The 24,220-nt window shown below is 67.1% G+C and carries 29 protein-coding genes; 14 read left to right on the forward strand and 15 right to left on the reverse strand.

Features of this window, described 5'->3' with window-relative positions; genetic code table 11:
• Positions 1-14: 14 nt before the first annotated feature.
• The 3 genes from ORI27_RS13215 to ORI27_RS13225 all read left to right on the forward strand — a co-directional run bounded on the left by ORI27_RS13215 (position 15) and on the right by ORI27_RS13225 (position 2,117).
• On the forward strand, positions 15-674 hold the full coding sequence (locus ORI27_RS13215) for an FtsB family cell division protein (RefSeq protein ID WP_265997181.1): 660 nt from the start codon (positions 15-17) through the stop codon (positions 672-674).
• A complete protein-coding gene (locus ORI27_RS13220; protein ID WP_265997180.1) occupies positions 667-1,164 on the forward strand; it encodes a DUF501 domain-containing protein in 498 nt (165 codons plus the stop codon). Before ORI27_RS13215 ends, ORI27_RS13220 begins: the two co-directional genes overlap by 8 nt.
• Positions 1,165-1,226: 62 nt before the next feature.
• Positions 1,227-2,117 carry a Ppx/GppA phosphatase family protein gene (locus ORI27_RS13225; RefSeq protein ID WP_265997336.1) on the forward strand — a complete coding sequence of 297 codons (891 nt, stop codon included), beginning with the start codon at positions 1,227-1,229 and terminating at the stop codon, positions 2,115-2,117.
• 7 nt (positions 2,118-2,124) lie between these two features.
• Here the strand turns inward: ORI27_RS13225 and ORI27_RS13230 are convergent, their stop codons facing one another.
• The 4 genes from ORI27_RS13230 to ORI27_RS13245 all read right to left on the reverse strand — a co-directional run bounded on the left by ORI27_RS13230 (position 2,125) and on the right by ORI27_RS13245 (position 6,702).
• Positions 2,125-2,631: a DUF4383 domain-containing protein gene (locus ORI27_RS13230; RefSeq protein WP_265997179.1), complete on the reverse strand. Its 507-nt coding sequence runs from the start codon at positions 2,629-2,631 to the stop codon at positions 2,125-2,127.
• 230 nt (positions 2,632-2,861) lie between these two features.
• On the reverse strand, positions 2,862-3,968 hold the full coding sequence (locus ORI27_RS13235) for an NDMA-dependent alcohol dehydrogenase (protein ID WP_265997178.1): 1,107 nt from the start codon (positions 3,966-3,968) through the stop codon (positions 2,862-2,864).
• Positions 3,969-3,989: 21 nt separating this feature from the next.
• Positions 3,990-5,264 (reverse strand): cytochrome P450, encoded by a 1,275-nt coding sequence (locus ORI27_RS13240; protein WP_265997177.1) that lies wholly within the window; start codon positions 5,262-5,264, stop codon positions 3,990-3,992.
• Between the two features lie 151 nt (positions 5,265-5,415).
• A complete protein-coding gene (locus ORI27_RS13245) occupies positions 5,416-6,702 on the reverse strand; it encodes a sensor histidine kinase (protein WP_265997176.1) in 1,287 nt (428 codons plus the stop codon).
• Positions 6,703-6,738: 36 nt separating this feature from the next.
• On the opposite strand from ORI27_RS13245, the gene ORI27_RS13250 reads away from it, so the two are divergent.
• Positions 6,739-7,425 carry a response regulator transcription factor gene (locus ORI27_RS13250; RefSeq protein WP_265997175.1) on the forward strand — a complete coding sequence of 229 codons (687 nt, stop codon included), beginning with the start codon at positions 6,739-6,741 and terminating at the stop codon, positions 7,423-7,425.
• Here ORI27_RS13250 and ORI27_RS13255 read toward each other — a convergent pair.
• A complete protein-coding gene (locus tag ORI27_RS13255) occupies positions 7,418-7,609 on the reverse strand; it encodes a ferredoxin (protein ID WP_265997174.1) in 192 nt (63 codons plus the stop codon). The genes ORI27_RS13250 and ORI27_RS13255 overlap by 8 nt on opposite strands.
• Positions 7,610-7,864: 255 nt before the next feature.
• On the opposite strand from ORI27_RS13255, the gene ORI27_RS13260 reads away from it, so the two are divergent.
• Entirely contained in the window at positions 7,865-8,614 is a 750-nt protein-coding gene (locus ORI27_RS13260) for a type III PLP-dependent enzyme domain-containing protein (protein ID WP_265997173.1), read from the forward strand.
• A gap of 17 nt (positions 8,615-8,631) precedes the next feature.
• On the opposite strand, the gene ORI27_RS13265 is transcribed toward ORI27_RS13260, so the two are convergent.
• The 5 genes from ORI27_RS13265 to ORI27_RS13285 are packed head-to-tail and all read right to left on the reverse strand — an operon-like array spanning position 8,632 to position 14,424.
• Positions 8,632-9,489, reverse strand: a complete 858-nt coding sequence (locus ORI27_RS13265) for an LLM class F420-dependent oxidoreductase (RefSeq protein ID WP_265997172.1) — start codon at positions 9,487-9,489, stop codon at positions 8,632-8,634.
• 12 nt (positions 9,490-9,501) lie between these two features.
• Entirely contained in the window at positions 9,502-10,344 is an 843-nt protein-coding gene (locus ORI27_RS13270; RefSeq protein ID WP_265997171.1) for an LLM class F420-dependent oxidoreductase, read from the reverse strand.
• Between the two features lie 17 nt (positions 10,345-10,361).
• On the reverse strand, positions 10,362-11,195 hold the full coding sequence (locus ORI27_RS13275) for an LLM class F420-dependent oxidoreductase (protein ID WP_265997170.1): 834 nt from the start codon (positions 11,193-11,195) through the stop codon (positions 10,362-10,364).
• A 39-nt stretch (positions 11,196-11,234) separates the two neighbouring features.
• Entirely contained in the window at positions 11,235-12,719 is a 1,485-nt protein-coding gene (locus ORI27_RS13280; RefSeq protein ID WP_265997169.1) for an ATP-binding protein, read from the reverse strand.
• A gap of 4 nt (positions 12,720-12,723) precedes the next feature.
• Positions 12,724-14,424, reverse strand: a complete 1,701-nt coding sequence (locus ORI27_RS13285) for an NAD(P)/FAD-dependent oxidoreductase (RefSeq protein WP_265997168.1) — start codon at positions 14,422-14,424, stop codon at positions 12,724-12,726.
• Positions 14,425-14,745: 321 nt separating this feature from the next.
• On the opposite strand from ORI27_RS13285, the gene infA reads away from it, so the two are divergent.
• The 8 genes from infA to truA all read left to right on the forward strand — a co-directional run bounded on the left by infA (position 14,746) and on the right by truA (position 19,497).
• Complete coding sequence (gene infA / locus ORI27_RS13290; RefSeq protein WP_005140011.1) at positions 14,746-14,967, forward strand: translation initiation factor IF-1; 222 nt, start codon at positions 14,746-14,748, stop codon at positions 14,965-14,967.
• Between the two features lie 63 nt (positions 14,968-15,030).
• A complete protein-coding gene (gene rpmJ / locus ORI27_RS13295) occupies positions 15,031-15,144 on the forward strand; it encodes a 50S ribosomal protein L36 (protein WP_003879483.1) in 114 nt (37 codons plus the stop codon).
• 225 nt (positions 15,145-15,369) lie between these two features.
• Positions 15,370-15,747, forward strand: coding sequence for a 30S ribosomal protein S13 (gene rpsM / locus ORI27_RS13300; protein ID WP_059016004.1), 378 nt, complete (start codon positions 15,370-15,372; stop codon positions 15,745-15,747).
• Between the two features lie 6 nt (positions 15,748-15,753).
• Positions 15,754-16,170: a 30S ribosomal protein S11 gene (gene rpsK / locus ORI27_RS13305; RefSeq protein WP_265997167.1), complete on the forward strand. Its 417-nt coding sequence runs from the start codon at positions 15,754-15,756 to the stop codon at positions 16,168-16,170.
• A 17-nt stretch (positions 16,171-16,187) separates the two neighbouring features.
• On the forward strand, positions 16,188-16,793 hold the full coding sequence (rpsD, locus tag ORI27_RS13310; protein WP_265997166.1) for a 30S ribosomal protein S4: 606 nt from the start codon (positions 16,188-16,190) through the stop codon (positions 16,791-16,793).
• Positions 16,794-16,874: 81 nt separating this feature from the next.
• Positions 16,875-17,927, forward strand: a complete 1,053-nt coding sequence (locus ORI27_RS13315) for a DNA-directed RNA polymerase subunit alpha (RefSeq protein ID WP_265997165.1) — start codon at positions 16,875-16,877, stop codon at positions 17,925-17,927.
• Between the two features lie 87 nt (positions 17,928-18,014).
• The gene (rplQ, locus tag ORI27_RS13320) at positions 18,015-18,620 is read left to right on the forward strand and encodes a 50S ribosomal protein L17 (protein WP_265997164.1); all 606 of its coding nucleotides are present in this window, start codon (positions 18,015-18,017) and stop codon (positions 18,618-18,620) included.
• Positions 18,580-19,497 carry a tRNA pseudouridine(38-40) synthase TruA gene (truA, locus tag ORI27_RS13325; protein ID WP_407666301.1) on the forward strand — a complete coding sequence of 306 codons (918 nt, stop codon included), beginning with the start codon at positions 18,580-18,582 and terminating at the stop codon, positions 19,495-19,497. The genes rplQ and truA overlap by 41 nt, the downstream gene beginning before the upstream one ends.
• On the opposite strand, the gene ORI27_RS13330 is transcribed toward truA, so the two are convergent.
• The 5 genes from ORI27_RS13330 to ORI27_RS13350 form a co-directional block, all read right to left on the reverse strand.
• Positions 19,494-20,177, reverse strand: coding sequence for a cutinase family protein (locus ORI27_RS13330; protein ID WP_265997163.1), 684 nt, complete (start codon positions 20,175-20,177; stop codon positions 19,494-19,496). The genes truA and ORI27_RS13330 overlap by 4 nt on opposite strands.
• Before the next feature lie 2 nt (positions 20,178-20,179).
• Positions 20,180-20,842, reverse strand: a complete 663-nt coding sequence (locus tag ORI27_RS13335) for a cutinase family protein (RefSeq protein WP_407666296.1) — start codon at positions 20,840-20,842, stop codon at positions 20,180-20,182.
• 45 nt (positions 20,843-20,887) lie between these two features.
• On the reverse strand, positions 20,888-21,568 hold the full coding sequence (locus ORI27_RS13340; RefSeq protein WP_266073963.1) for a cutinase family protein: 681 nt from the start codon (positions 21,566-21,568) through the stop codon (positions 20,888-20,890).
• 76 nt (positions 21,569-21,644) lie between these two features.
• Positions 21,645-22,301 (reverse strand): cutinase family protein, encoded by a 657-nt coding sequence (locus ORI27_RS13345; RefSeq protein ID WP_323055607.1) that lies wholly within the window; start codon positions 22,299-22,301, stop codon positions 21,645-21,647.
• 62 nt (positions 22,302-22,363) lie between these two features.
• Entirely contained in the window at positions 22,364-23,398 is a 1,035-nt protein-coding gene (locus tag ORI27_RS13350) for an EamA family transporter (protein WP_265997160.1), read from the reverse strand.
• 76 nt (positions 23,399-23,474) lie between these two features.
• Here ORI27_RS13350 and ORI27_RS13355 point away from each other — a divergent pair, with 76 nt between their 5' ends.
• Entirely contained in the window at positions 23,475-24,029 is a 555-nt protein-coding gene (locus ORI27_RS13355; RefSeq protein WP_265997159.1) for a CGNR zinc finger domain-containing protein, read from the forward strand.
• The last annotated feature ends 191 nt before the right edge of the window (positions 24,030-24,220 follow it).

The raw sequence follows: 24,220 nt of genomic DNA on the forward strand, positions 1-24,220 counted from the left end.
CCAGGAAGTCACACGTGGCGGAAAGCAAGCGGCCCGACCCGAAGCGACGCTCACCGGCCTCCCGGCCGGGGGCGTCTGGGCGGGCCCGCTCGCGTCCGGCACCCGTGACCAAACCGCGGCCCGCCGAGGCTCGGGCGGCTGCGGAGCCGGTGAGCGTCACCGCACCGATCCGGCGGGCGATCGCGGCCTCGGTGGAGCGGCACACCGAGCAGCGGCTGGGTTTCACGGCGCGCCGGGCGGCGATTCTTGCCGCGGTGGTGTGTGTGTTGACCCTGACCATCGCCGGACCGGTGCGTACCTACTTCGCCCAGCGCACCGAGATGAAGCAGCTCGCCGCGACGGAGGTGGCGCTGCGCAAGCAGATCGCCGACCTGGAGTCGCAGAAGGCCAAGTTGGGTGACCCGGTGTACATCGCCGCCCAGGCGCGCGAACGGCTCGGCTTCGTGATGCCGGGCGACATTCCTTACCAGGTGCAGCTGCCGCCGGGGGAGGTCCTCACCCCCGACACCGGCCCGCAGGCCACGCCGGTGCGCAACACCGACCCGTGGTACACCTCGCTGTGGCACACCATCGCCGACACGCCGCACGGTCCGCCGGCGGCCCCCGTCGGCGAGCCCGTCGAGCCGCCGCCGTCGGAACCCGTTCCGGTGCCACCACCGGCGCCCGGTGGTTGACCCCGCCGATCTCGATGCGGTGGCGCGGCAGCTCGGACGCGAGCCCCGCGGCGTGCTCGAGATCGCATATCGCTGCCCCAATGGCGAGCCGGCGGTGGTCAAGACCGCGCCGCGGCTGGCAGACGGCACGCCGTTTCCGACCCTGTACTACCTGACCCATCCGGCGTTGACCGCCGCGGCGAGCAGGCTGGAATCCGACGGGCTGATGCGGCAGATGACGCAGCGGCTGCAGCAGGACTCGGATCTGGCTGAGGCTTATCGCCGCGCTCACGAGTCGTACCTGGCCGAGCGCGACGCGATCGAGCCGCTGGGGACGACATTCTCCGGCGGGGGCATGCCCGACCGGGTCAAGTGTCTGCACGTGCTGATCGCGCATTCACTGGCAAAAGGCCCCGGGGTCAACCCGTTTGGTGACGAGGCGCTGGCGGTGCTGGCGGCCGAGCCGGGGATGGCGGGAATTCTGGACAAGGGGGAGTGGACATCAACGTAGCGACCAACCGGGTGGCGGCGATCGACTGCGGCACCAACTCGATCCGGCTGCTGATCGCCGATATGGCGGGTGGACGTCTGCACGATGTCCACCGGGAGATGCGGATCGTCCGGCTGGGTCAGGGCGTCGACGCCACCGGGCAGTTCGCGCCCGATGCGCTGGGACGTACCCGGGCGGCCCTGTCCGACTATGCCGCGCTGCTGAAGCGTTTCGACGTCGGCAAGGTGCGCATGGTGGCAACGTCGGCGACTCGCGATGCGTCCAACCGCGACGTGTTCTTCGACATGACCGCCGAGGTGCTGGAGTCCGCGGTGCCCGGCGCGGTCGCCGAGGTGATCACCGGCCAGGAGGAGGCCGAACTCTCGTTCAACGGCGCGGTGGGTGAACTCGACAGTGCCGCAGCACCGTTCGTGGTGGTCGATCTCGGCGGTGGCTCGACGGAGGTGGTGCTGGGTAGCGGCACCGGTGACGGCGGCGTGCAGGCAAGCTTCTCGGCCGACATCGGCTGCGTGCGGCTCACCGAGCGGTGCCTGCATTCGGATCCGCCGACCGCCGCCGAGGTGGCCGCCGCCCGCGAGGTGGTGCGCGAACGGCTCGGCGAGGCGCTTCGGGTGGTGCCGGTGGAGCGGGCCAAGACCTGGGTGGGGGTAGCGGGCACCTTCACCACATTGGCGGCGCTGGCTCAGCACATGACCACCTACGACCCCGACGCGATCCACCTGTCGCGGGTCGGCTTCCCGGATCTGCTGGCGGTGTGCTCGCAGCTCGTGGGTATGACCCGCAAGCAGCGCGCCGCGCTCGGGCCGATGCACGAGGGCCGGGTCGACGTCATCGGTGGGGGCTCGATCGTCGTCGAAGAACTGGCCTATGCATTGCGGCAGCGAGCCGGGATCGACGAGCTGACGGTCAGTGAGCACGACATCCTGGACGGAATCGCACTGTCGATCGCGTGAGGGTGCGTCAGTCCTCGGGTGGGATCAGCGGCTCCCCGTTGACGCCGGTCGGGATCCGGCTGCCGGCCAGCGTGACACCCAGCAGCGTCATCACCAGGCCGATCGAGAAGTGCAGCCAGTTGTCGGCAGTGTTGAGCGGCAGCACGTTTCGCGGACCAGCCAGGTCGATAAGCAGTCCGTAAACCCACAGTCCGAGATAGATCGACCCGCCGCCGACGAGATAGGCACGGGCTCTGGCGAAGGTGCCCGCCAGCAGCAGGCCGATGACACCAGAGGCCAGGTAGAGCAGATTGTGCAGCACCGACACTCGGAATACGCCGAACAGTTCGGCCCGCGATTCGCGACCCAGCCAGTGCAGCTGGTCCAGATGAGTGGTCAGTCCGGGGATGAAGCCGGCGATCGCGGCAAGCAGGAATGCCGCGGCGACCAGTACCGTGGCGCCCTGCACCGCCAGCAGGCCGATACCGGGTCTCTGGAGCCTGCCGGAATGGGCGGTCTCCATGGTTTTGCGCATACCCGCGACGGGCAGCGACCAACCCCCGCGTCGAAAATGGCGGTGCGTCTCGGTTAGATCTTGACCTTGCAGCCGCTGCCGATGTTGTGACAGTGGTGGCCGCCGTCGCAGGCATTACACCGGCACGTGCAACCACCGGTGTGTTTGGTCAGAGAAATCAGCATGGCCGCGCCTCCTTGGCTGTGACTCACCTCACAATAGCCATCTGCGGCCCGCGCGTGAAGTGTCGGTCAGAACCGGATCAGCCCGCGCAGGTTGATCCCGGCGTGCATATCGGCATAGCCCTGGTTGATCTCCTCGAGGGTGTACTCCCGGGTGACCAGTTCGTCGAGCTTCAACTGCCCCGCGCCGTGCAGATCGAGCAACCGGGGGATGTCGCGGCGCGGGTTCGATGAGCCGAAAAGCGATCCTCGGACCTGCTTTTCGTAGAGGGTCAGGTCGAACAACGACATGTCGACCTGCATATCGGTCGGATGCGGGATCGCCGTCATGACCACCCGGCCGCGTTTTCCGACCAGGCGCAGGGCCTGCGCCACGTACCGACCCTCCGCCACATCGGTGCTCACCACGCACACGTCGGCCATCGCGCCGTGGGTGACGTCGGTGAGCAGGGCGGCGGCCTCCTCGACCGTGGCTGCGGTGTGGGTGGCGCCGAACTCTCGTGATCGGCTGCGCTTGTACTCGACGGGGTCGAGCGCGAGCACCACCCTGGCACCCGCGATGCGCGCACCCTGCACAGCGTTGATGCCGATCCCGCCGACGCCCATCACCACGACCACGTCGCCGTCACGGGTCTCGCCGGTGCGTACCGCACTGCCGTAACCGGTGGTGACACCGCACCCCACCAGGGCGGCGGTGTCCAGTGCGATCGATGGGTCCACCTTGACCAGTGAGGACACCGGGACGACGGTGTACTCCGAAAATGTTCCCAGCACGCACATCTGGCCCAGGTCCTGGCCCCTGGCGTGGAAGCGGAAGGTGCCATCGAGTTGCGGACCGGCGATGATGGCGGCGCCGAGCACGCACAGGTTGCTCATGCCGCGCGCGCACGGCTCGCAGCGCCCACAGGCCGGAATGAAGCTCAGCACCACGGGGTCGCCTTCGGCCACGTCGGTGACCCCCGGCCCGACCTCGACCACTACCCCGGCCCCCTCGTGCCCGCCGACGACGGGCAGCTGCATCGGCATGTCACCCGTGACGAGGTGGTCATCGGAGTGGCACAGTCCGCTCGCGGTGAGTTTCACCAGGACCTCGTTCTGTTTGGGTCCATCGAGGTCGACTTCCTCGACCTCCCACTTTTGGTGCAAGCCCCACAGCACCGCGGCTTTCGTCTTCATGTCCGGTGATCTCCCTGTGTGTCAGTGCTTTTCGGGTGTCCAGGTGGCGGGCAGGCTGTTGATGCCGTTGATGAAGTTGGCGATCTGGAATTCGGGTTGCGGTGCCGAGATATCCGGGATGCGGGTGTACACCTCGGTCAGCAGGGATCGCAGCATCGTGCGGGCCAGGGCAGCGCCCAGGCAGAAGTGCGGGCCGCCACCGCCGAAGGCGATGTGCGGGTTGGGATTACGCAGGATGTCGAACGTGAACGGATCTTCGAAAACGGCTTCGTCGCGGTTGCCGGAGATGTACCAGAGCACGACCTTGTCGCCGGCCTTGATCTCTGAGCCGTTGACGGTGACATCCCGGGTGGCGGTGCGGCGCATGTGCAGCAGCGGCGACGACCATCGCAACACCTCCTCGACGGCGGTGTCGATCCTTCCCTCGATGTCCTCGATGAGTAGCGCCTTCTGATCCGGGAACCTGGAGAACGTATAGATGGCGTGGGCCGAGGCGTGCCGGGTGGTGTCGTTGGCGGCGACCGCTAACAAGACGAAGAACGCCTTGAGTTCGTCGTCGGTCATCTTCTTGCCGTCGAACTCGGCCTGCACCATCCAGGTGAGCAGGTCTTCGCCGGGGTTGGCGCGACGCTGCGGGATCAGCTCGGTCGCCACCGCATGCAGGTCCATGACCGCGCCCATGAACAATTCCAGCTCGCTTTGGTCGCCGCGGACCCGAGGGTCCGTCCAGCCCAGCAGGCGCTGCGCGGCGTTGGTGGCCTTGTCGCGGATCCCGCCTTCGGGCAGCCCGAAGAAGCTGCCGAAGATCCGCGCGGGCAGCTTCACCGACACCAGCTCGACGAAGTCGCCTTGGCCCAGGTGGGACATCTCGGTGACCAGGTCACGGGCGTGACCCTGGATCCAGCCCTCCAGCCGGCGCATGTTCTTCGGCTTGAACGCGTCCATGGTGATGCCGCGCAACTGGGCGTGCCGCGGCGCATCCATGGCAATGAACGACTGCGCGACCTCACGGGCTTCGGGGGCGAAGTCCTCCATGGTGATGCCCTCGGCCGAGGAGAAGATCTCCGGGTGGCGGCTGGCCATTCGGATGTCCTCCTGGGTGGTCAGTGACCAGAATCCCCTCGTGTTGAGTTCCGGCGGCAGCAGGTCGGACTCGGCAGGCCGACTCCACGGCACGGGGTTCTCCCTGCGCAGCACGGCGAAGGCCCGATCGCGGTCGTCCGGATGCTGCGCCCAGAACGAACGGGTGCTGAGGTCGATGTCCCCGTGGGTGGTGTCGGGCAGGGCTGTGCTCATCGAGAGTCCTTTCAGTCCGCGCCGAGGCAGCGCTGGACTGTGGTGCGCGTCACTGCGGCGTTCGGACCCATGTTGTTCATCCAGCGCGCGGTTTGGCACCGGCGTGCGTGCCAATCACTGGCCTGTGCGGGCCAGCATCAGGGCACCGCGGTCACCCGACGGGGGCGCGGAACGTCGCTATCAATCCACCGCCGGAGCGCGCGGAGAACTCGACGCGGCCGCCCATGGACTCGACGATCTGCTGCACGATCCACAGCCCGAGCCCGGCGGTGCCGCGCTGACCTCCGGCGCTGACGTACTTCGCGGTCAGTTCGCCGAGGTTCTCTGCGGGGATGCCCGGCCCGCGGTCGAGCACCGCGATCACCAGGTCGTCACCGTCGTGGGTGCAGGTGACGTCGACCGCCTCACCCCTGCCGTGCCTGGAGGCGTTCTCCATCAGATTCGTCAGCACTCGGCGCAGCCCCTGGGCATTGACGAGCACGGCGCCGACGTCGCCACTCACTGCGAGCCGCAGCCGTGGTGGTGCCAGGCCTGCCGCGTCGGCGGTGGCGGCGATCAGGTCGGCGACGTCGATGCGGCGCACGCGTCCATCCGAAAAGGTGGGGCGACGGCTCAGCGCCACGTCGGACAATGCGTCGAGCATGTCACGGAGGTGGTGCACATGACGGTTCGCCAACTGCAGACTGGCCTCCCGGTCGGACTCCGACATCGGGCGGCCTGAGGACAGTGCCTCGGTCAGGGCTTCCAGTGAGGCGATCGGAGTGCGGAATTCGTGGACCAGCACCTGCAGCCCGTCCTGCTGCGATTCGTAGGACCGCAGTAACCGGGCCCTGAGGTCGCGCTCCTCCTCGGCGGCCGCGTGTTCTGCTTCCGCTTCCACCAGCGCGCGTAAGCGAGAACGGTGCTCGCGTTCAGCGAGGGCCGAGAGTCCCGCGGTGATGATCGCCACGAACACCAGGAACAGCGCCGACCAGCCGGCCTGCAGCGTCGGGGCGATGCCGACCGGTGTCCGCGGGGACAGCATCACCGCGGTCGGAACGAGTGCCGCGCCGAGAAGCGCGGCCACCACCAGCGTCTCGGTGAATGACAGCCGGGCCGCCGACGCGACGATGACCAGTGCGAGAACCGACACGACGGGGCTGTACACGCCGCCCGTCAGTCCGATGATCGCGAGGGTGAACACCGCGTCGAATACGGTGACCAACCACGAATAACGGGTGCGCCGCACCTCCAGCTGCGGATTGGCCAGCATGACGGCCGCGTACACCATGGCCGCGGTCAGTACGGCGAAGGTGACCGGTGCGTGGTGGCGGGCCCAGGCGGGGCCGACGAGCAAGACGACACCGATGGACACGACGACCGCGGTGCGCACCGCGACCACGATGCGGGCCAGGGCGTAGCCGTCGTCGGTTGCGGTCAAGCGATCGAGTGGTCTCACCCGGCTGACCATAGGGTTGGCGTTAGCATCGCGGCAATGAACGCCCACGTCTCCGGTTCGAAGATCGTCGTGGTCATCGTCGATGACCACGAACTGTTCGCCCAGGGCCTGGCCTTGTTGCTCACCCGCGAATGGGGTGAGCTGTTCACTGTCGGCGGCCAGACCACGTATGTCGAAGAGGCGGCCGACCTGGTCGGCAGCTGTGGTGCGGACATCGCCATCATCGATCTGACCATGCCCCCGCTGGGCGGGGTGGCCGCGATCCGCCACGTCAAGGCCCGCCACCCCACGACCAGGATTCTGGCGCTCTCGGGTACTGGCGACCTGGCCCTGGCCGAGGAAGCTCTGCGGGCCGGTGCCGACGGGTTCCTGCCGAAGACGGCACGGCCCGAGGCGCTGGCCGGCCCGCTGTGGACGATCGCCGAGGGCCTTTGCGTGGTGGACCGCACGCTGCTCGACGCGCTGCTGAGCCGGACCCGCAGGCCGCCCTCGACACTGCTGGACAGCCTGTCCGACCAGGACTTGCGGTTGTGGACGCTGTTGGCGACCGGGATCGAGACCACCGACATCGCCGCGCGAATGATGGTGTCGGAGCGGACCGCCAAGCGGATGATCGCCGCGCTCCTGCACAAGCTGGGTGTGACGAATCGGATCGCCGCGGCGGCCCTGGCCGGTCGCTACCGCTTGCTCGACGACCTCGCCGACGCCGACGGGCTCAGCTGACCTTGATCGCCAGCGCCGGGCACATCGCGGCGGCCCGCACCGCCCGATCGCGCTCGGACTCGGGCGGATCGGCGTCGAGGACCACCACCTGTTCGGCGCCGTCGGGAAGGTCGAAGAGCTCCGGGGCGGCCATCAGGCACTGCCCGTGACCTTCACACAAGTCGTAGTCGACTGTGATGTGCATGGCGCCAGTATTGCCGCGGCGCTGTCCGGTAGGGCGGTCCGGGCGAGCCAGAAGTTGGCCTGGCCGGGCCAGGTGTGTTCGCGCCGAGACGGTACTTGTTGTACGCATCTGCCGAGTAACGGTGCAAACAACTGCCGTGTCGGTGAAGCGCACGGGATTCAGCGAGTCCACAGCACGCTCGGAGCTGCATCAAGGTTTGGCCGGGCACCGTCGATACAGCGCTGGGCGATTGTGACGTTGGTGAAGAAGGTTTCGATGACTCTGTCTACCGGTTTTCGGTCATTGGTTCCCCGGCGGCGCTATGCGTGCGTCGAGAATCCGGAAGTCCGCCGCATGATCGGCTACCGGGATTCCTGCGCGCCGGCGGAGGTGTCGTTCCCGGCGGCTGCACTGCGCGACAGTCAGGTTGCGCGCTGGCTGCGCGAACAACGTCTGACGGTGGATGTGCGCACACTGGCGGAGTTGCACTCGGCGATCTCGGTCGGTATCCATCCGATGCGGATGACCGTGCATGCGGATCGGCTGGACGGTCGTGGGATCCGTCGGGTGCGAGCCGCCGGAGTGGGTCGGGTGGTGCTCAGCCGCCCCGAACAGATGACGTGGTTAGGGGTCGGCCGGGTACAGAATGTGTTGTTACGCATGACCGATACCGTGACGCCCGCCGCCGGTGGCGGATGTGATTTCGTCTTCGATTCCTCGGCGGCCGACACCGCGGCGGATGCCGTGGTCGATTGCCGGTCGACCGCTCTGATCGGTCTGGTCTGTGAGATCGGACCTGTTTTCGATGGACCGGCCGTGATCGGAAACATGATCGCGCAGATGGATCACATCCGCCGCCGGCACAACGTCGTACTGACCAGGCTCACCCTCGGCGTGGGCGATGCCGGGGTGGCCGCCGGCAGTTCGATCGTCCGACGTGATCTCGCCGAGGAGGTCAGTGAATCAGTCCACGACGCCTGTGCCGCGATGCGTTTCCCGTGTCCCGCGATCGTCATGGCGGCCTGAGAGTGTGAAAAGCGTGATCACCCGGCGGCGGTCAACCCCAACGGTGCCGCCAATTCGGTCAACGTCGGCAGCAGGGCGTCCGGGCCGCCGAGCACCTGGATCGTCACGTGATCGGCGCCGGCATCGAGGTGTTCACCCAGCCGCGCGGCGATCGCGTCGGCCGTGCCGTGCGCGATCACCGCGTCGATCAACCGGTCGCTGCCGGGCCGCTCGACGTCGGAGTCGGTGAAACCGAGCCTCTTCCAGTTGTTGACGTAGTTGCTCAAGCCCAGATAGAACCCAACGCTGTCCCGGCCGAGCTTCCTGGCTTCTTCGACATCAGTAGTGAGCACCACCTTGTGTTCGGGCGCCAAGAACACCGAAGCGCCCACCAGTTCGCGGGCCTGCCCGGTGTGTTCGGGTGTGGTCAGGTAGGGATGGGCGCCGGCGCTGCGCTGCGCTGCGAGCTGCAGCACCTTGGGCCCGAGCGCGGCGATCACCCGGCGGCTGGTCGGCACGTGCCGGTCGTCGAGCTCGTCGAGATAGCCCACCAAGGCGCCGTAGGGCTTGCGGTACTCCTGCGTGTGCTCGGGGTGGCCCACACCGACGCCGAGCAAAAACCGTCCGGGGTAGGCATTTTCGATCCGGTGGTAGGAGGCCGCGACCTCGTCGGCCGGAGCGTTCCAGATGTTGACGATCCCGGTGGCGACGGTGAGGTTCTCGGTGCGCTCGAGGATCGGTTCGACGAACGAGAGCTCGGCCTCCGGCGACGCCCCGACCCACACCGCGCCGTAGCCGAGTCGCTCGATCTCCGCGGACTGCTCCGGTGACACCGGCCCACCGGTCCACACTCCATAGCGGCCGAGTTCGGGTTTGAGCAGCGACGGATTGGTCACGAGTCCCCTTCGTTACGGTCGTTGAAGTCCCAGTGGGCCGGCCAGTGCGGCCAGCGCGTCCACCAGCCTGTCAGAAGAGGTCAGCACCTGGACGGGTACGTGGTCGGCCCCGGCGTCGAGGTGCTGGGTCAGCCGGGCCGCGATGGCCTCCGGTGTGCCGTAGGCGACGACGGCGTCGACCAACCGATCGCTGCCGGGCTTGGCCACGTCTTCGTCGGTGAAGCCCAACCGTTTCCAGCTGTTGAGGTAGTTCTGCAGGTTGAGGTAGATGTCCAAGGCGTGTCTGCCGACCTCTCGTGCCGTGTCGGGGTCGGTGGTGAGAACGGCTTTGTGTTCGGGCGCCAGGAATGCCTCGGGCCCGATCAGGCGGCGCGCTTCGGCCGTGTGTTCCGGCGTGGTCAGGTACGGGTGGGCACCGGCACTGCGGGCCGCCGACAGTTTGAGTACCTGTGGTCCCAGTGCGGCGACCACCCGCCGGTTCTCCGGCACTCCGTACTCGTCGAGCTTGTCCAGATAGTCGCGCAGTGCGTCGATCGGCTTCTGGTACTCCTGGGTGGCTTCGGGATGACCCACCCCGATACCGAGCAGGAACCGGCCCGGGTAGGCCGCTTCGATCCGGTGGAACGACTCGGCGACCGGACCGGCCGCCGCCGTCCAGATGTTGACGATGCCGGTGGCGACCTTCAGTGTCGTCGTGTTCGCCAAAATCGGCTCCACCCAATCCAGTTCGGCTGGCGGCGAGCCGCCCACCCAGACTGCACCGTAGCCCAGCGCCTCGATCTCCTTGGCTTGCTGCGGGGTGACCCCGCGGCCGAACGAGCCGAATCGGCCCAGATCTGGTTTGGCATCCGTCATCGGATTCTCCTTTCGGGTCAGCCCAGCCCGAGCGGGCCGGCGAGTTCAGCCAGGGTTCCGATGGCCTTGGCCGGCGCGGTCAGCACCTGGATCGCCACGTGGTCGGCACCGGCGTCGAGGTGTTCGGTGAGCCGCGAGGCGATGGTCTCCGGAGCGCCGGACACGACAAGGGCGTCGACAAGTCGATCGCTACCGGGGCGGGTGATGTCGGTGTCGGTGAAGCCCAGGCGCTTCCAGTTGTTGAGGTAGTTGCGCAGGCCGAGATACATCTCGAGGGCCTTGCGACCGACGGCGCGGGCTTTCTCGACGTCGGTGGTCGGCACGACCGGTACCACGGGCGCGAGGAAGGCGTCAGGCCCCATCAGGCGGCGAGCCGAGGCGGTGTGTTCGGGGGTGATGAGGGCCGGGTGGGCCCCGGCGCTGCGGTTCGCGGCCAGCTGCAGGACCTGCGGGCCGAGCGCGGCAAGCACCCGCCGTTGTTGGGGAACTGCGCGCTCGTCCAGCACGTCCAGGTAGGCGTTGAGGGCGGCCATCGGCTTGGTGAACTGCGCGTCGGCCTCGGGGTGGCCAACGCCGACGCCGAGCAGAAATCTTCCGGGGTGGGCGCTTTCGATGCGGTGGAACGAGGTGGCGACGGCCTCGGGTCGCGCGGTCCAGATGTTGACGATGCCGGTGGCCAGCGTCAGAGTGCTGGTCTGTTCGAGGCTGGGCTCCACCCAATCCAGCTCGGCGGGGGGCGAACCGGCGACCCACACGGCGCCGTAGCCGAGAGCTTCGATTGCCGCGGCCTGCTCCGGGGTCACCCCCTGGCCGAATGACGCGAACCTGCCGAGATCGGGCTTGGCGCTCATGGCCGCTACAACCCGGGGCGGGTCGTCGGCTATTCCTCGCTATTCCGCGGCGGCGGGAAGTTCGGTCGGTGTCGCCGCGAGCGGCGCCGGCGCCACCAGCGGTAACAGGATGGTGAAGCGGGTGTTGCCCGGTTCGGACTCGACCCGGATGTCGCCCTGGTGCTTTTCGACGATGATGCGGCGTGCGAGATCCAGGCCGAGGCCGTCGCCCTCGCCGAACGGCTTGGTGGTGAAGAACGCGGTGAAGATCCGATCGATGATTTCGTCGGGGATACCCGGCCCGTCGTCGGCGATCTCGACCCGGATCATGTCGTCGCCCTGGTGTGCGGTGCGGATGGTCAGCGTGCCCCGGCCACCCATCGCCTGAATGGCGTTGTTGATGATGACGTCCCACACTTCATTCAAACCACCTGGATAACAAGCGATTTCAGGGATCGTCTTATCCCAGTCCTTGACCAGCTTGATGGGTTTCTCGGGCCCGACCTTGTCGCCGAAGAGGGTCTTCAGGGTGCTGTGCAGCAGCTCGTGGACATTGGCGACCTGGTATTCGGCCCGGTCCATCTGGGAGTACTTCTTGGCACCGGCGAGCAGACCCGAGATGCGTTCGCTGGCGTCGGCGATCTCGTTCATCCGCAACTCGGTGTCGATGGTGTACTTCAGCCATCCGATGGCGCTCTGCAGGGTCGCCGAACAGTCGACCGATTCCACGGAGGCCTCGACCCGTTCCAGCCAGTCGACGTCCAGGCCGGCTTCGACGAAGGTGGGGGCGTAGTCCCAGGCGCTGGCGATGCCGTGGTCGTCCAGCCAGTCGCCGATTTGATCCTCGCGGTCGGAGGTCTCCAGCGCCGACAATTCCTGGGCCTTCGATTTGGCGACCATCTCGGCGACCTCGTCCTGAATGCTCACCAGCACCCGCAGCGCTTCGGGGGTGAACTTGCCGTCGGCCAGCATCGCCAGTTTGTGGCGCATCTTGCCCACACCCTCACGCAGATCGGCCACCGCCCGGGCGGTGGCCGCGGCGGGGTTGTTAAGCTGGTGGGTCAGCCCGGCGGTGATGGTGCCCAGCGCCAGCAGCTTCTGGCGCTGGCCGATGATCTGGCTCTGCCGCCGGCCGCCGACCATGTGGCCTTCCAGCAGATGCACGGCCATCGGGAACTCCGTTTGCATGAACCGGGCGAAGGCGTCGGCGTCGAGTACGAAGAACCGGGACGGCTTGGTGACCCGCACCGACGCTTGGTAGAGCTGCTCCTCGTCGGGGATGTATGCCGACCAGGCTCCGCAATACACGCCGCGCTGCGAGGTTCGGTTGGTTTCCACGTCGACCCCGCCGGAGCGTTTGGACATCACCAGCTCACCATCGAGCAGGACGTAGAAACAGGTGGCCGGCTCGCCCTCGATGACCACCGGGCCGGGCTCGAAGACCGCGATGTGCCCGTTGTCGCACAGCGTCTGCAGCTGGTCCTCGGACAGCTTCTCGAACAGGAACAATGTCCTCAGTTCGCCGGGCAGGCAGGTTTCCCCCATGTCACTACGCCTCCGCGAGATACCGATGCACCAACATCACCGCCATCGACCCTTCGCCGACGGCGGCTGCCACTCGTTTGGCGGACTCGGCGCGCACGTCTCCTGCAACAAACACACCCGGCACACTTGTTTCCAGGTGGTGCGGCGGCCGGTCCAGAACCCACCCGGCGACGTTGAACAGGTCGGGTCCGGCGAGGACGAAGCCGTGGTCGTCGACGGCGACCACTTCCTTGAGCCACTCGGTGCGCGGCTCGGCGCCGATGAAACAGCACATCCGGCTGCACCCGACGGTCTCGCGTTGGCCGGTCTGCCGGTTCTCCAGCACCAGCGCGGTCAGGTGATCGTCCTCGCCGATGGTGTCCACCACCTCGGTGCAGGTGCGGACCGTGATCGTCGGATTCTTCTCGATCTGCTGGATCAGATAGTGCGACATCGACGCTTCCAGCGACGGCCCGCGTACCAGCATGGTGACCGAGCGCGCCTCGCGGGACATGAACATGGCTGCCTGTCCGGCCGAGTTGGCCCCGCCCACGATGTAGACGTCCTCGCCTTTGCACTCTGCGGAATCCGACACCGAGGCCCCGTAGTAGACGCCGCGGCCGACATAGTTGCAGGCCGGGTCGTCGGGGTTGTCCCAGCATCCGGTGACTCGCAGCTGGCGGTAGTCGACGCCGGTGGCCAGGATGACGGCCCGCGCGGCGATGCTGCCGCCGTCTTCGAACTCGATGGTGCGGGCGGTACCGGCCTCCCCGGCGCTCAGCTTGACCGCCTTGCGGGTGGTGATGACCTCCGCGCCGAACCGCTCGGCCTGCCGGCGCGCCGAGGTGGTCAGCTCCGCCCCGGAGATCCCGGTGGGGAAGCCCAGGTAGTTCTCGATCCGGGAACTGCGCCCGGCCTGGCCGCCGGTGGTCGTCTCCTCGATCAGAACCGTCTTGAGACCTTCGGAGGCGCCGTACACCGCAGCTGCCAGCCCGGCCGGCCCACCGCCGATGACGGCCAGGTCGTACATCTCCAGCGACGGGCTCGTCGACAGGCCCAGCATCGCGGCGAGCTCGGCGTTGCTCGGGTCGACCAGGACCTGACCCTGCTCGCTGATGACCACCGGTAGCTGGTACCCGTCCAGGCCGCCGGCGTCGAGCAGCTGCTTGCCCTTGGGCTCGTCGGCGTTGAACGCACGGAACGAGTGCAGGTTGCGGGCCAGGAACTGTCGGACCTCCCAGGACCGCTCGCTCCATCGGTGCCCGATCACCTTGGTGTGCGGGATGGCCCGGTCGCCGGTGGCATGCCAGGCCTCCAGCAGCGCGTCGATCACCGGGTAGAGCTTTTCCTCCGGCGGATCCCACGGCTTGAGCAGGTAGTGGTCGAGGTCGACCACGTTGATGGCGTCGATCGCGGCGTGCGTGTCGGCGTAGGCCGTGAGCAGCACGCGGCGGGCCATCGGGTAGACGTCCATCGCCTCTTCGAGAAACTGGATGCCACTCATCTGGGGCATCCGGTAGTCGGCGACGAACACCGCGACGGTCTCGCCGCGCAGCTTCAGTTCGTTGATCGTCTCCAGCGCGTCGGGCCCGGACTCCGCACGGACGATCCGGTACCGCTCGCCGTAGTGGCGGCGAAGGTCGCGGGCCACGGCGCGCGAAACGGCCGGGTCGTCGTCAACGGTGAGAATGACGGGTTTGCGGGGCTGGGGGGCGGGTCCAGTCATCACCGTCCAGTATGCGCCGGTTGTCCAGTGGTTATTAGGGTCGGCTTGCTGTCGCCGCGGTTCCGGTAGCGCCCGGTTCACCTCGGCTCTAAGCTGGTTCAGCACGGCTGCGCGACGGTTTTGGAGTAGCGCGCCCGAGCGGGTATCGTAGACCAACGGTGCGGTACCCGCGTCGGCTCTTGCGTGCCCTGTCCTGGAATTTCTGGAATTTCCTGATCCCGGCTCACGTTTTGCAGTCGGGGCGAATGCTGCCCGACTGCGAGGACCTGCCGCGAGAGCGGCCGGTGCGAACAGAACCGACAAAAGCAGGATCCGGAGGATATGGCCAAGAAAGACGGTGCCATCGAGGTCGAGGGCCGGGTGGTCGAGCCCCTGCCCAATGCGATGTTTCGCATTGAGCTGGAGAACGGGCACAAGGTACTCGCTCACATCAGCGGCAAGATGCGGCAGCACTACATCCGCATCCTTCCCGAGGACCGGGTGGTAGTGGAGTTGTCTCCCTACGACCTGACCCGGGGTCGCATTGTGTACCGGTACAAATAGCCCCGACCGCGAACCAGCACGACACGTAGTGACAACAACGAGAACCAGAAGGATCGAACAGCCGTGAAGGTGAACCCGAGCGTCAAGCCGATCTGCGACAAGTGCAGGGTGATCCGCCGGCATGGGCGGGTCATGGTGATCTGCTCTGATCCGCGCCACAAGCAGCGTCAGGGCTAGCGATGAGCGCTTGCGCGAAGAGCCAAGCGCTGTAGCCCGGCGCTTGCTGATCGGCCAACACAACTGAATGCAGACCTCCCAGTACCACTGAATGGATTCGCCATTCAGCCACGCCCGGAACGGAGGCCGGGCCCCACCTACGATGTCGATCCTCGCCAGAGGCTCGACGGCAGTCGGGAACGGACTGGGAACAGACCTCCGCATAGAAGAAGGAATCACTGCCTGATGGCACGTCTCATGGGCGTTGACCTCCCGCGCGACAAGCGCATGGAGATCGCGCTGACTTATATCTATGGCATCGGCCGTACCCGCTCGCAGGAGATCCTCGCCGCGACCGGTATCGACCGGGATCTGCGCAGCAAGGACCTGACCGACGATCAGGTGACCCAGCTGCGCGACTACATCGAGGGCAACGATCTCAAGGTCGAGGGCGACCTGCGCCGTGAGGTTCAGGCCGACATCCGCCGCAAGATCGAGATCGGCTGCTACCAGGGCCTGCGGCACCGCCGTGGCCTGCCGGTGCGCGGCCAGCGGACCAAGACCAATGCGCGCACCCGCAAGGGCCCGAAGCGCACCATCGCCGGCAAGAAGAAGGCCAGGTAACCCGAAGTGGCACAGGCAAAAAAGGGCGCCGCGGGCCCCAAGAAGGGGCAGAAGACCCGTCGCCGGGAAAAGAAGAACGTCCCGCACGGCGCCGCGCACATCAAGAGCACGTTCAACAACACGATCGTCTCGATCACCGATCCCCAGGGCAATGTCATCGCCTGGGCGTCGTCGGGTCACGTCGGCTTCAAGGGTTCGCGTAAGTCGACCCCGTTCGCCGCGCAGCTGGCCGCCGAGAACGCGGCCCGCAAGGCGCAGGAGCACGGCGTGAAGAAGGTTGACGTGTTTGTGAAGGGTCCGGGTTCGGGCCGCGAGACCGCCATCCGCTCGCTGCAGGCCGCTGGCCTCGAGGTGGGCGCGATTTCCGATGTCACCCCGCAGCCGCACAATGGCTGCCGGCCGCCCAAGCGGCGCCGGGTCTAGAAGGAGACTAGAGACTCATGGCTCGTTATACCGGACCCGCCACTCGCAAGTCGCGCCGCCTGGGCGTTGACCTCATCGGTGGTGACCAGTCGTTCGAAAAGCGCCCCTATCCGCCCGGCCAGCATGGTCGCGCCCGGATCAAGGAGAGCGAATACCGCCAGCAGCTGCAGGAGAAGCAGAAGGCCCGCTTCACCTACGGCGTGATGGAGAAGCAGTTCCGCCGCTACTACGAAGAGGCGAACCGTTCCGCCGGTAAGACCGGTGAGAACCTGCTGCAGATCCTGGAGACCCGGCTGGACAACGTCGTGTACCGCGCCGGCCTGGCGCGCACCCGTCGGATGGCTCGCCAGCTGGTGAGCCACGGCCACTTCACCGTCAACGGTGTCAAGGTGAACATCCCGAGCTATCGGGTGTCGCAGTACGACATCATCGACGTCAAGGACAAGTCGCTGAACACCTTGCCGTTCGAGGTGGCCCGGCAGACCGCCGGCGAGCGCCCGATCCCGTCCTGGCTGCAGGTCGTCGGCGAGCGTCAGCGGATCCTCGTGCACCAGTTGCCCACTCGCGAGCAGATCCAGGTTCCGCTGGCTGAGCAGCTCATCGTCGAGTTCTACTCGAAGTAAGAAGACGTCCGCGGGGCGCCTGTCCCGCGGATCACCTAACGGCATCAAATAGCGGGTGCCGAGAAGGAGATACGAAATACCATGCTGATTTCTCAGCGCCCCACACTGAGCGAAGAGGTCCTCGCCGAGAACCGCTCCCAGTTCGTCATCGAACCGCTGGAGCCGGGATTCGGCTATACCCTTGGCAATTCGCTGCGGCGTACGCTGCTGTCGTCGATCCCCGGCGCAGCCGTGACGAGCATCCGCATCGACGGTGTGCTGCACGAGTTCACCACGGTGCCCGGTGTGAAGGAAGACGTCACCGACATCATCCTCAACCTCAAGGGCCTGGTCGTCTCCTCCGAGGAGGACGAGCCGGTCACCATGTACCTGCGCAAGCAGGGACCGGGTGAGGTGACCGCCGGTGACATCGTCCCACCCGCCGGTGTGACGGTGCACAACCCCGACATGCACATCGCGACGCTGAACGACAAGGGCAAGCTTGAGGTCGAGCTCGTCGTCGAGCGCGGCCGCGGCTACGTGCCGGCCGTGCAGAACAAGGCCTCGGGCGCCGAAATCGGCCGCATCCCGGTCGATTCCATCTACTCGCCGGTGCTGAAGGTCACCTACAAGGTGGAGGCCACCCGCGTCGAGCAGCGCACCGACTTCGACAAGCTGATCCTCGATGTCGAGACCAAGAATTCGATCACCCCGCGCGACGCCCTGGCGTCGGCCGGTAAGACCCTGGTCGAATTGTTCGGTCTGGCACGGGAACTCAACGTCGAGGCCGAAGGCATCGAGATCGGCCCGTCGCCGGCCGAGGCCGATCACATCGCGGCCTTCGCGCTGCCGATCGACGATCTGGACCTGACCGTCCGCTCGTACAACTGCCTCAAGCGCGAAGGTGTGCACACCGTCGGCGAGCTGGTCGCCCGCACGGAGTCCGATCTGCTGGACATCCGCAACTTCGGCCAGAAGTCGATCGACGAGGTCAAGATCAAGCTGCACCAGCTGGGTCTGTCGCTCAAGGACAGCCCGGCCAGCTTCGATCCGTCCGAGGTGGCCGGCTACGACGTCGCCACCGGCACCTGGAACAGCGATGCGGGTTACGACTTGGACGCCGACCAGGACTTCACCGAAACCGAAGAGCTCTAGAGCTCTCAAAGAGAGAACCCGTCCCGGCCCTACCTGATACGGGGGTCGGCCGCGAAAAAGGAGTAGTCACAATGGCTGGAGTTTCCAATGCCTAAGCCCACCAAGGGCGCCCGCCTCGGCGGGTCGTCCTCGCACCAGAAGGCGATCCTGGCCAACCTGGCTACGTCGCTGTTCGAGCACGGCCGGATCAAGACCACCGAGCCGAAGGCGCGGGCGTTGCGGCCGTACGCCGAGAAGCTCATCACCCATGCCAAGAAGGGCGCGCTGCACAACCGGCGCGAGGTGATGAAGAAGATCCGCGACAAGGACATCGTGCATGTCCTCTTCGCGGAGATCGGGCCGTTCTTCGCCGACCGCAACGGTGGCTACACCCGGATCATCAAGGTCGAGCCGCGTAAGGGCGACAACGCCCCGATGGCGGTCATCGAGCTGGTGCGGGAGAAGACCGTGACCTCCGAGGCCAACCGGGCTCGCAAGAGTGCCGCCAAGAAGGCCGCCCCCGCGCCCGCCGCGGTGGAAGAGGCTCCGGTGGAAGAGGTTCCGGCTGAAGAGCCGATCGCCGAGGTCCAAGAGGCTGAGGCCGTAGAAGAGGACACGGCTATCGCCGACGCCCAGACCGCCGAGGCAGCCGACGAGGTCGCCGAGGAGCAGGCTGCCGAATCCGCCGAGGATTCGGACGCTGACAAGTCCTGAGGCTGTGAGTACGAACCTGCCCGTCACCTCCTCCGGTGGCGGGCAGGTTCGTCTTCGGCTCGACATCGCCTACGACGGAACAGACTTCACCGGCTGGGCGGTCCAGGAAGGACACCGCACCGTCGCGGGCGTTCTCGAGGAGACCTTCTCGACAGTGTTCCGGACGCCGGTTCGGGTGTTCGGCGCCGGGCGGACCGACACCGGCGTACACGCGACCGGTCAGGTCGCTCACCTCGATGTGCCCGCCGATGCGCTCGTCCATGCCTATCCGCGGCACGCCCGCTCCGGTGAGCCCGAGTTCCTCCCGCTGGTGCGCCGGCTGGCCCGCTTCCTGCCCGAGGACGTTCGGGTGCGCGAGATCGGGCGTGCGCCTGCCGGATTCGACGCCCGATTCTCGGCATTGCGCCGCCACTATGCATACCGGCTGTCGCTGGCTCCCTACGGTGTCGAACCCCAGCTCGCGCGCTACGTGACACCCTGGACCAAGCCGCTCGACGTCGATGCCATGGCGGCTGCCTCGCAGGATCTGGTGGGGTTGAACGACTTTGCGGCGTTCTGCCGGCACCGGCCCGGTGCTACGACCATCCGTGACCTTCAGCGACTGGAGTGGGTATGCGACGGCGATCTGGTGACCGCCTATGTCAGTGCCGACGCGTTCTGCTGGTCGATGGTCCGTTCGCTGGTAGGCGCGCTGCTGGCGGTAGGGGAGGGCCGCCGTGAACCGGCCTGGTGCGCAACGTTGTTGAGCGCAACATCACGCTCGAGTGATTTCGCCGCCGCACCGGCGCGCGGCCTGACCCTGACCGGGGTGGAATATCCTCCCGATGATCAGTTGGCCGCGCGCATCGCGATCACCCGTGATCTGCGGACACTCTAGAGCTTGCCGGCTACGAAATCCGCTGCCTGATTGATCATCCCGGCCTTCTGATAGGCGGCGGCCAGGTGATCGGGCCAGTTGGCCTCCCAGGTGTCCGGGTCGGCCGGGTTGCAGATCGGATCGTCGCCATGGCACAGCTCGATGGTCCGATCACCGAAGACGGGGTTGAAGTTCGTGATCGGACCCAGCCACTGGGTCCCGTTGCCGAACAGGGCAACCGCCGCGATGTGGCTGTCGGCGCCGGCGGGCAGCGGCGTCTTGAAGCCCAGAATCGAGATGGGAAGCGCCAGAACCATATCCGCTGCGGCAGCACCCAGCGAGTAGCCGCCCAGTACCAGGCGGGTATTCGGACAGTTGTTCATGTTGTAGAGAACGCGCCGGCTGATGTCGTTGGCGCCGATGTCGACCTGGCTGTCGGCGGGATAGTTCACGGCGTAGACGCCGATGTTCTTTGCGACCTTCGATCGCAGTGCGCGGACGAAGTCGTTACCGATGATTCCGGTGCCGGGGGATTCGAGCCGGCCGCGCGCGAAGATCACTTCGACGTCGGGACAGGATGCCGCGCTGGCTCTCGGTACCGCAGTCGATGCCCCGCCTGGCAGTGCCGACGGGCCGAGCAACATCGCGGCGGCTGCGACCAACAGCGCGACCGCACGAGTAGCTGTGCGTGACGGACGCATAGCTAGAGCCTGCTCGCCGTGAAGCTGGCCGCCTGGGCGACCAGGCCTGACCCGATGTAGGCGTCCTGCAGGTGCGACGACCAGTTGCCGGCCAGGGTGGCGGGATCGATGCCGTTGCAGATCGGGTCGTCCACGTTGCACTGGTCGATGGTCTTGGGCCCGTAGAGCGGGCTGTTCTCCGCCGACACCGGTCCGAAGATGCTACGGGTGCCGTTACCGAACAGCACCACGGCGGCGACGTGATCGGCGACCGAAGCGGGCAGCGGGTTGTTGAAGCCGAATTGGGATTCAGTCGCGCCCAGGACCACGTCGACCACCGCGGCACCCAGCGAGTACCCGCCCGGTACCTGGCGGGTGTTCGGGCAGTTGGTCGCCATGTACTGCATGTGCCGGCTCATATCGTTGGCTCCCGGGACGATGTCCCAGTCGGCGACGTAGTTGACCCCGTAGACGCCCACGCTCTTCGTGGTGTCGGCACGCAGCGCATCGACGAACGCTTGGCCGATGCGACCGATGCCCGGTGGCTCGAAGCGGCCGCGGGCGAAGATGACCTCGACATCGGGACATGGCGCGGCGGTCGCCACGGCGGTGGGCAACAGCGATGCGGCAACGCATACTGCCGCTACCGTACCGCTCAGCACCGCTGTGACGCGCATGTCAGCCATGGTAGACGAGGCTTGCAGGGTGCTGACAGCAAATAAAAATAGGTGCTACAGCAGACTCGCGATGAAGCCGGCCGCCTGCGCGGGCGCGGGGCCGGTCTCGTAGTCGGTGTGTGCGAACGGGTTGCGGCCGCGCGAGCAGATCGGATCACCGTCGTTGCACAGGTCGATGCCCTTGCCGGCGAACGCCCCGCCGGCCGCTGTGACCGGAATGCCGAACTTGGTGGAGGGGTTGCCGAAGGTCGCGAGCCCGGCGACCTTGTTCGCCAGGTTGCCGGGCAGCGGCGGCGCCGAACCGATATCGCCCACCTTGTTGCCCAGTGGCGGTATCCCGACCAGCATGTCGACCACCGCGGCCCCCTGCGAGTAGCCGCCGAGCACGAAGCGCGTCGACGGGCACTGGGCCGCGGTCGCCGCGATGTGGTTGGTCGCGTCGTTGGCGCCGTCGGCGGCGCCCAAGAAGTCATAGCTGGCCGGGTAGTTCACCCCGTATGTGCTCACGGTGCGGCCGCCGAGCTGAGACTGCAGCGAGTCGGTGAGGGCCTGCCCGACGCGGCCGATGCCGGCCGGTTCGCTGGTGCCGCGGGCGAAGACGACCTCGACGTCGGGGCACGTACCGGCATGAGCTGCCGGGGCGGCGGTCGTGGGGGACAGCACCGCGAGCACCGCGACGAGTGCCGTCGAGGTAACGCCGTAGAGACGAGCTGGTGTCATGGTCGGCCTGGCCATGCTGATGGGACCCCCTTGGTCGCGGGTATTGGGCTAATAGTCACACACCTCGCTGGGAGGCCCAAACCGCTGGGATCTACAGCAGGCTGGCGACGAAGGAGGCCGCCTGGCTGGCCGTCCCGTCGCCGCCGTAGGCCCGATGGGCTGCGACGTTGTCGCCGTCGGTGCAGATCGGGTCGCCGGTGTTGCACAGATCGATGGCCCTGCTGCCGTAGACGGGGCTGCTGGTCAGCGGGAGGCCGACCTTGGCGGTGGGGTTGCCGAACACCGCCAGCGCCGCGACGTGATCGGGCACGTTGGGCGGTAGCGGGTTGTTGAAGCCGACCGCGGGGAAGGGGATCGAGGTGATGATGTCGATGATCGCCGCGCCCTGGGAGTAGCCGCCGAGCACCAGGCGGGTGTTCGGGCAGGTGTTCACCACGTTCTGGATGAACGCGCTGGCGTCGTTGGCGCCGTCGGCGGCCGCCAGGAAGTCGTAGCTGGCCGGGTAGTTGACCGCGTAGACCCCCATCGAGCGGTTGCCGATCTTGCCGCGCAGGGAGTTGACGAACGCCTGCCCCACCCGGCCGATGCCGGGTGCTTCGTCGGTGCCGCGGGCAAAGACCACCTCGACGTCGTTGCAGTCGGCCGCGGCCGTCGGCAGCGCGGTGGGGGTGACCAGGGCGGCCAGGGCGACGAGGACGGTGGCCGGGAGGGCCAGCAGAAAACGCTGTGCAGCGGCTTTCGATGTCACATCTGGATGTTACCGGTGTGGAGCGTGATTCATTCCCGACGTTTGCTCCGCGTGCCATGCGGTCACGCCGGGGCCGGCGTGGCGACTTCCTCCATCGGTCCGGCGTCAGGCCAGGTCGCAGCGGTGACCGCGGTGCCGCGGTCACCCTGGCGGGCCAGTGCCAGGCCGAGCAGGACCACCCCGCCGCCGATGGCCTGTGTGACGGTGATCGCTTCACCGAGCAGCGCCCACGCCGACAGCACGGCGAAGAGCACCTCGCCGAGCCCGACCAGGGATGCGAAGCTTGGCCGCAGCCGGGCGACACCACTGATACCCAGCGTGTAGGCGACCGCGGTCGCGACCACGGCCAGCATGATCACCGGAATCCACCACGGCACCGTCATACCGGCGACAGCGGCGTTGTCGGCGGTGAACACCAGCGGCATCACGCCCGTCAGGCCCAGCAGCCCGACGGCGATGGCACCGACGATCAAACCGCCGGCGGCCAGGGTGATCGAGTTCAGGCCGCTGCCGTCGGCGCTCACTTCGTCGGACATCATGAAGTAGCAGGCCGCGCAGATCGCCGCCGCCAGACCCCACGCCACACCGACCGCGTTGATGTGGGCCCCGCCCGTACCTGATGTCGCCGGCCCAGCGGCTCCCGAGAACACATTGAGCACCAGCATGATTCCAGCCACGGCGAGCGCGACGCCGGCCAGCGTCACGGTACGGGGACGGCGCCGGGTGGTTCCCCAGATCCAGCCCACGACCAGGATGGGAGCGGTGTATTCGAGCAGGAGCGCGACGCCGACCGACAGGTGTGCGACGGCGTTGTAGTAGCACAGCTGGGCGCCGGCGATCGGGACGAGCCCGTAAGCCACCACCGTGCGGGCATGCGCCCGCGCTTCGCGAAGCCAGCCGGGCTTGACGACAGAGGCGAAAATCGCCATGACCAGAGCGCCGCCCGCCAGGCGGGCGGCGACGGCCGCGGTCGGGGACCAGCCGGCCCCCATCAAAGCCTTGGCGAAGGGGCCGGACATGCCGAACGTGAACGCCGATCCGACCGCGAACAGCAGACCCAGGCGAAAGTGGTCGAGGCCACGGACCGTCGTCGACATGGAGGCACCCCCTCGAATGTAATGAGTAAAATAACTCTTGGTCGTGACACTAGGTCCCGAGGGGGTCATGCGTCAAATGCTTTTTAGTCATGACACGGAGCTCACGTTGCGGGCTGCGTGTGCGCTGATCAACAGCGATCGGGTGGACGGGGAACAGTTGGGCGATCTGCCGGCCCTGGACGCCTACCTGGACAGCTACGGCTGGACCGGCCGGCGCGACCACGACGACGCCGAGGTGGAGGCGGTGCACAAGCTGCGTGGGCGGTTGGGCCGGATCTGGGCGGCTGCCGACGACGAGGCGCGCGCCGTCGGGCAGATCAACGCGCTGCTGGCCGATACCCGGGCCTCACCGTGGCTGACCCGCCACCCCGAGATGCCCGAGTGGCATCTGCACCTGGCGTCGATCCACGATCCGCTCGCCCAGCGCATGGGCGCCGAGATGGCCATGTCGTTGGCCGACCTGGTGCGTGCCGGCGACTTGCGCAGGTTGAAGATCTGCGCGGCGCCCGACTGCGATGCGGTACTGATCGATCTGTCGCGCAACCGCTCGCGGATGTTCTGCGACACCGGCAACTGCGGTAACCGCCAGCATGTGGCCGCTTATCGGGAGCGCCGCTCGAAAGAGGGGTAGCGCGCCACCGGCGAATACGCCGAGGGCATTCTTCTGGTTGCCGAGGAGTATTTCGAGCAGGCGTTCTGCGATGCGCAACAGGGTCCGGACTTGGATTTCCTGCGATCGCTGGTCCCGTACGTGTGGGCGCGCTCGCGATAGCCGCGGGATCTGACGGGCTACCCCTGTTGATGAAGGTAATCAACGAGTAG

The organism is Mycobacterium pinniadriaticum, from assembly GCF_026242045.1.
Taxonomy (GTDB): Bacteria; Actinomycetota; Actinomycetes; order Mycobacteriales; family Mycobacteriaceae; genus Mycobacterium; species Mycobacterium pinniadriaticum.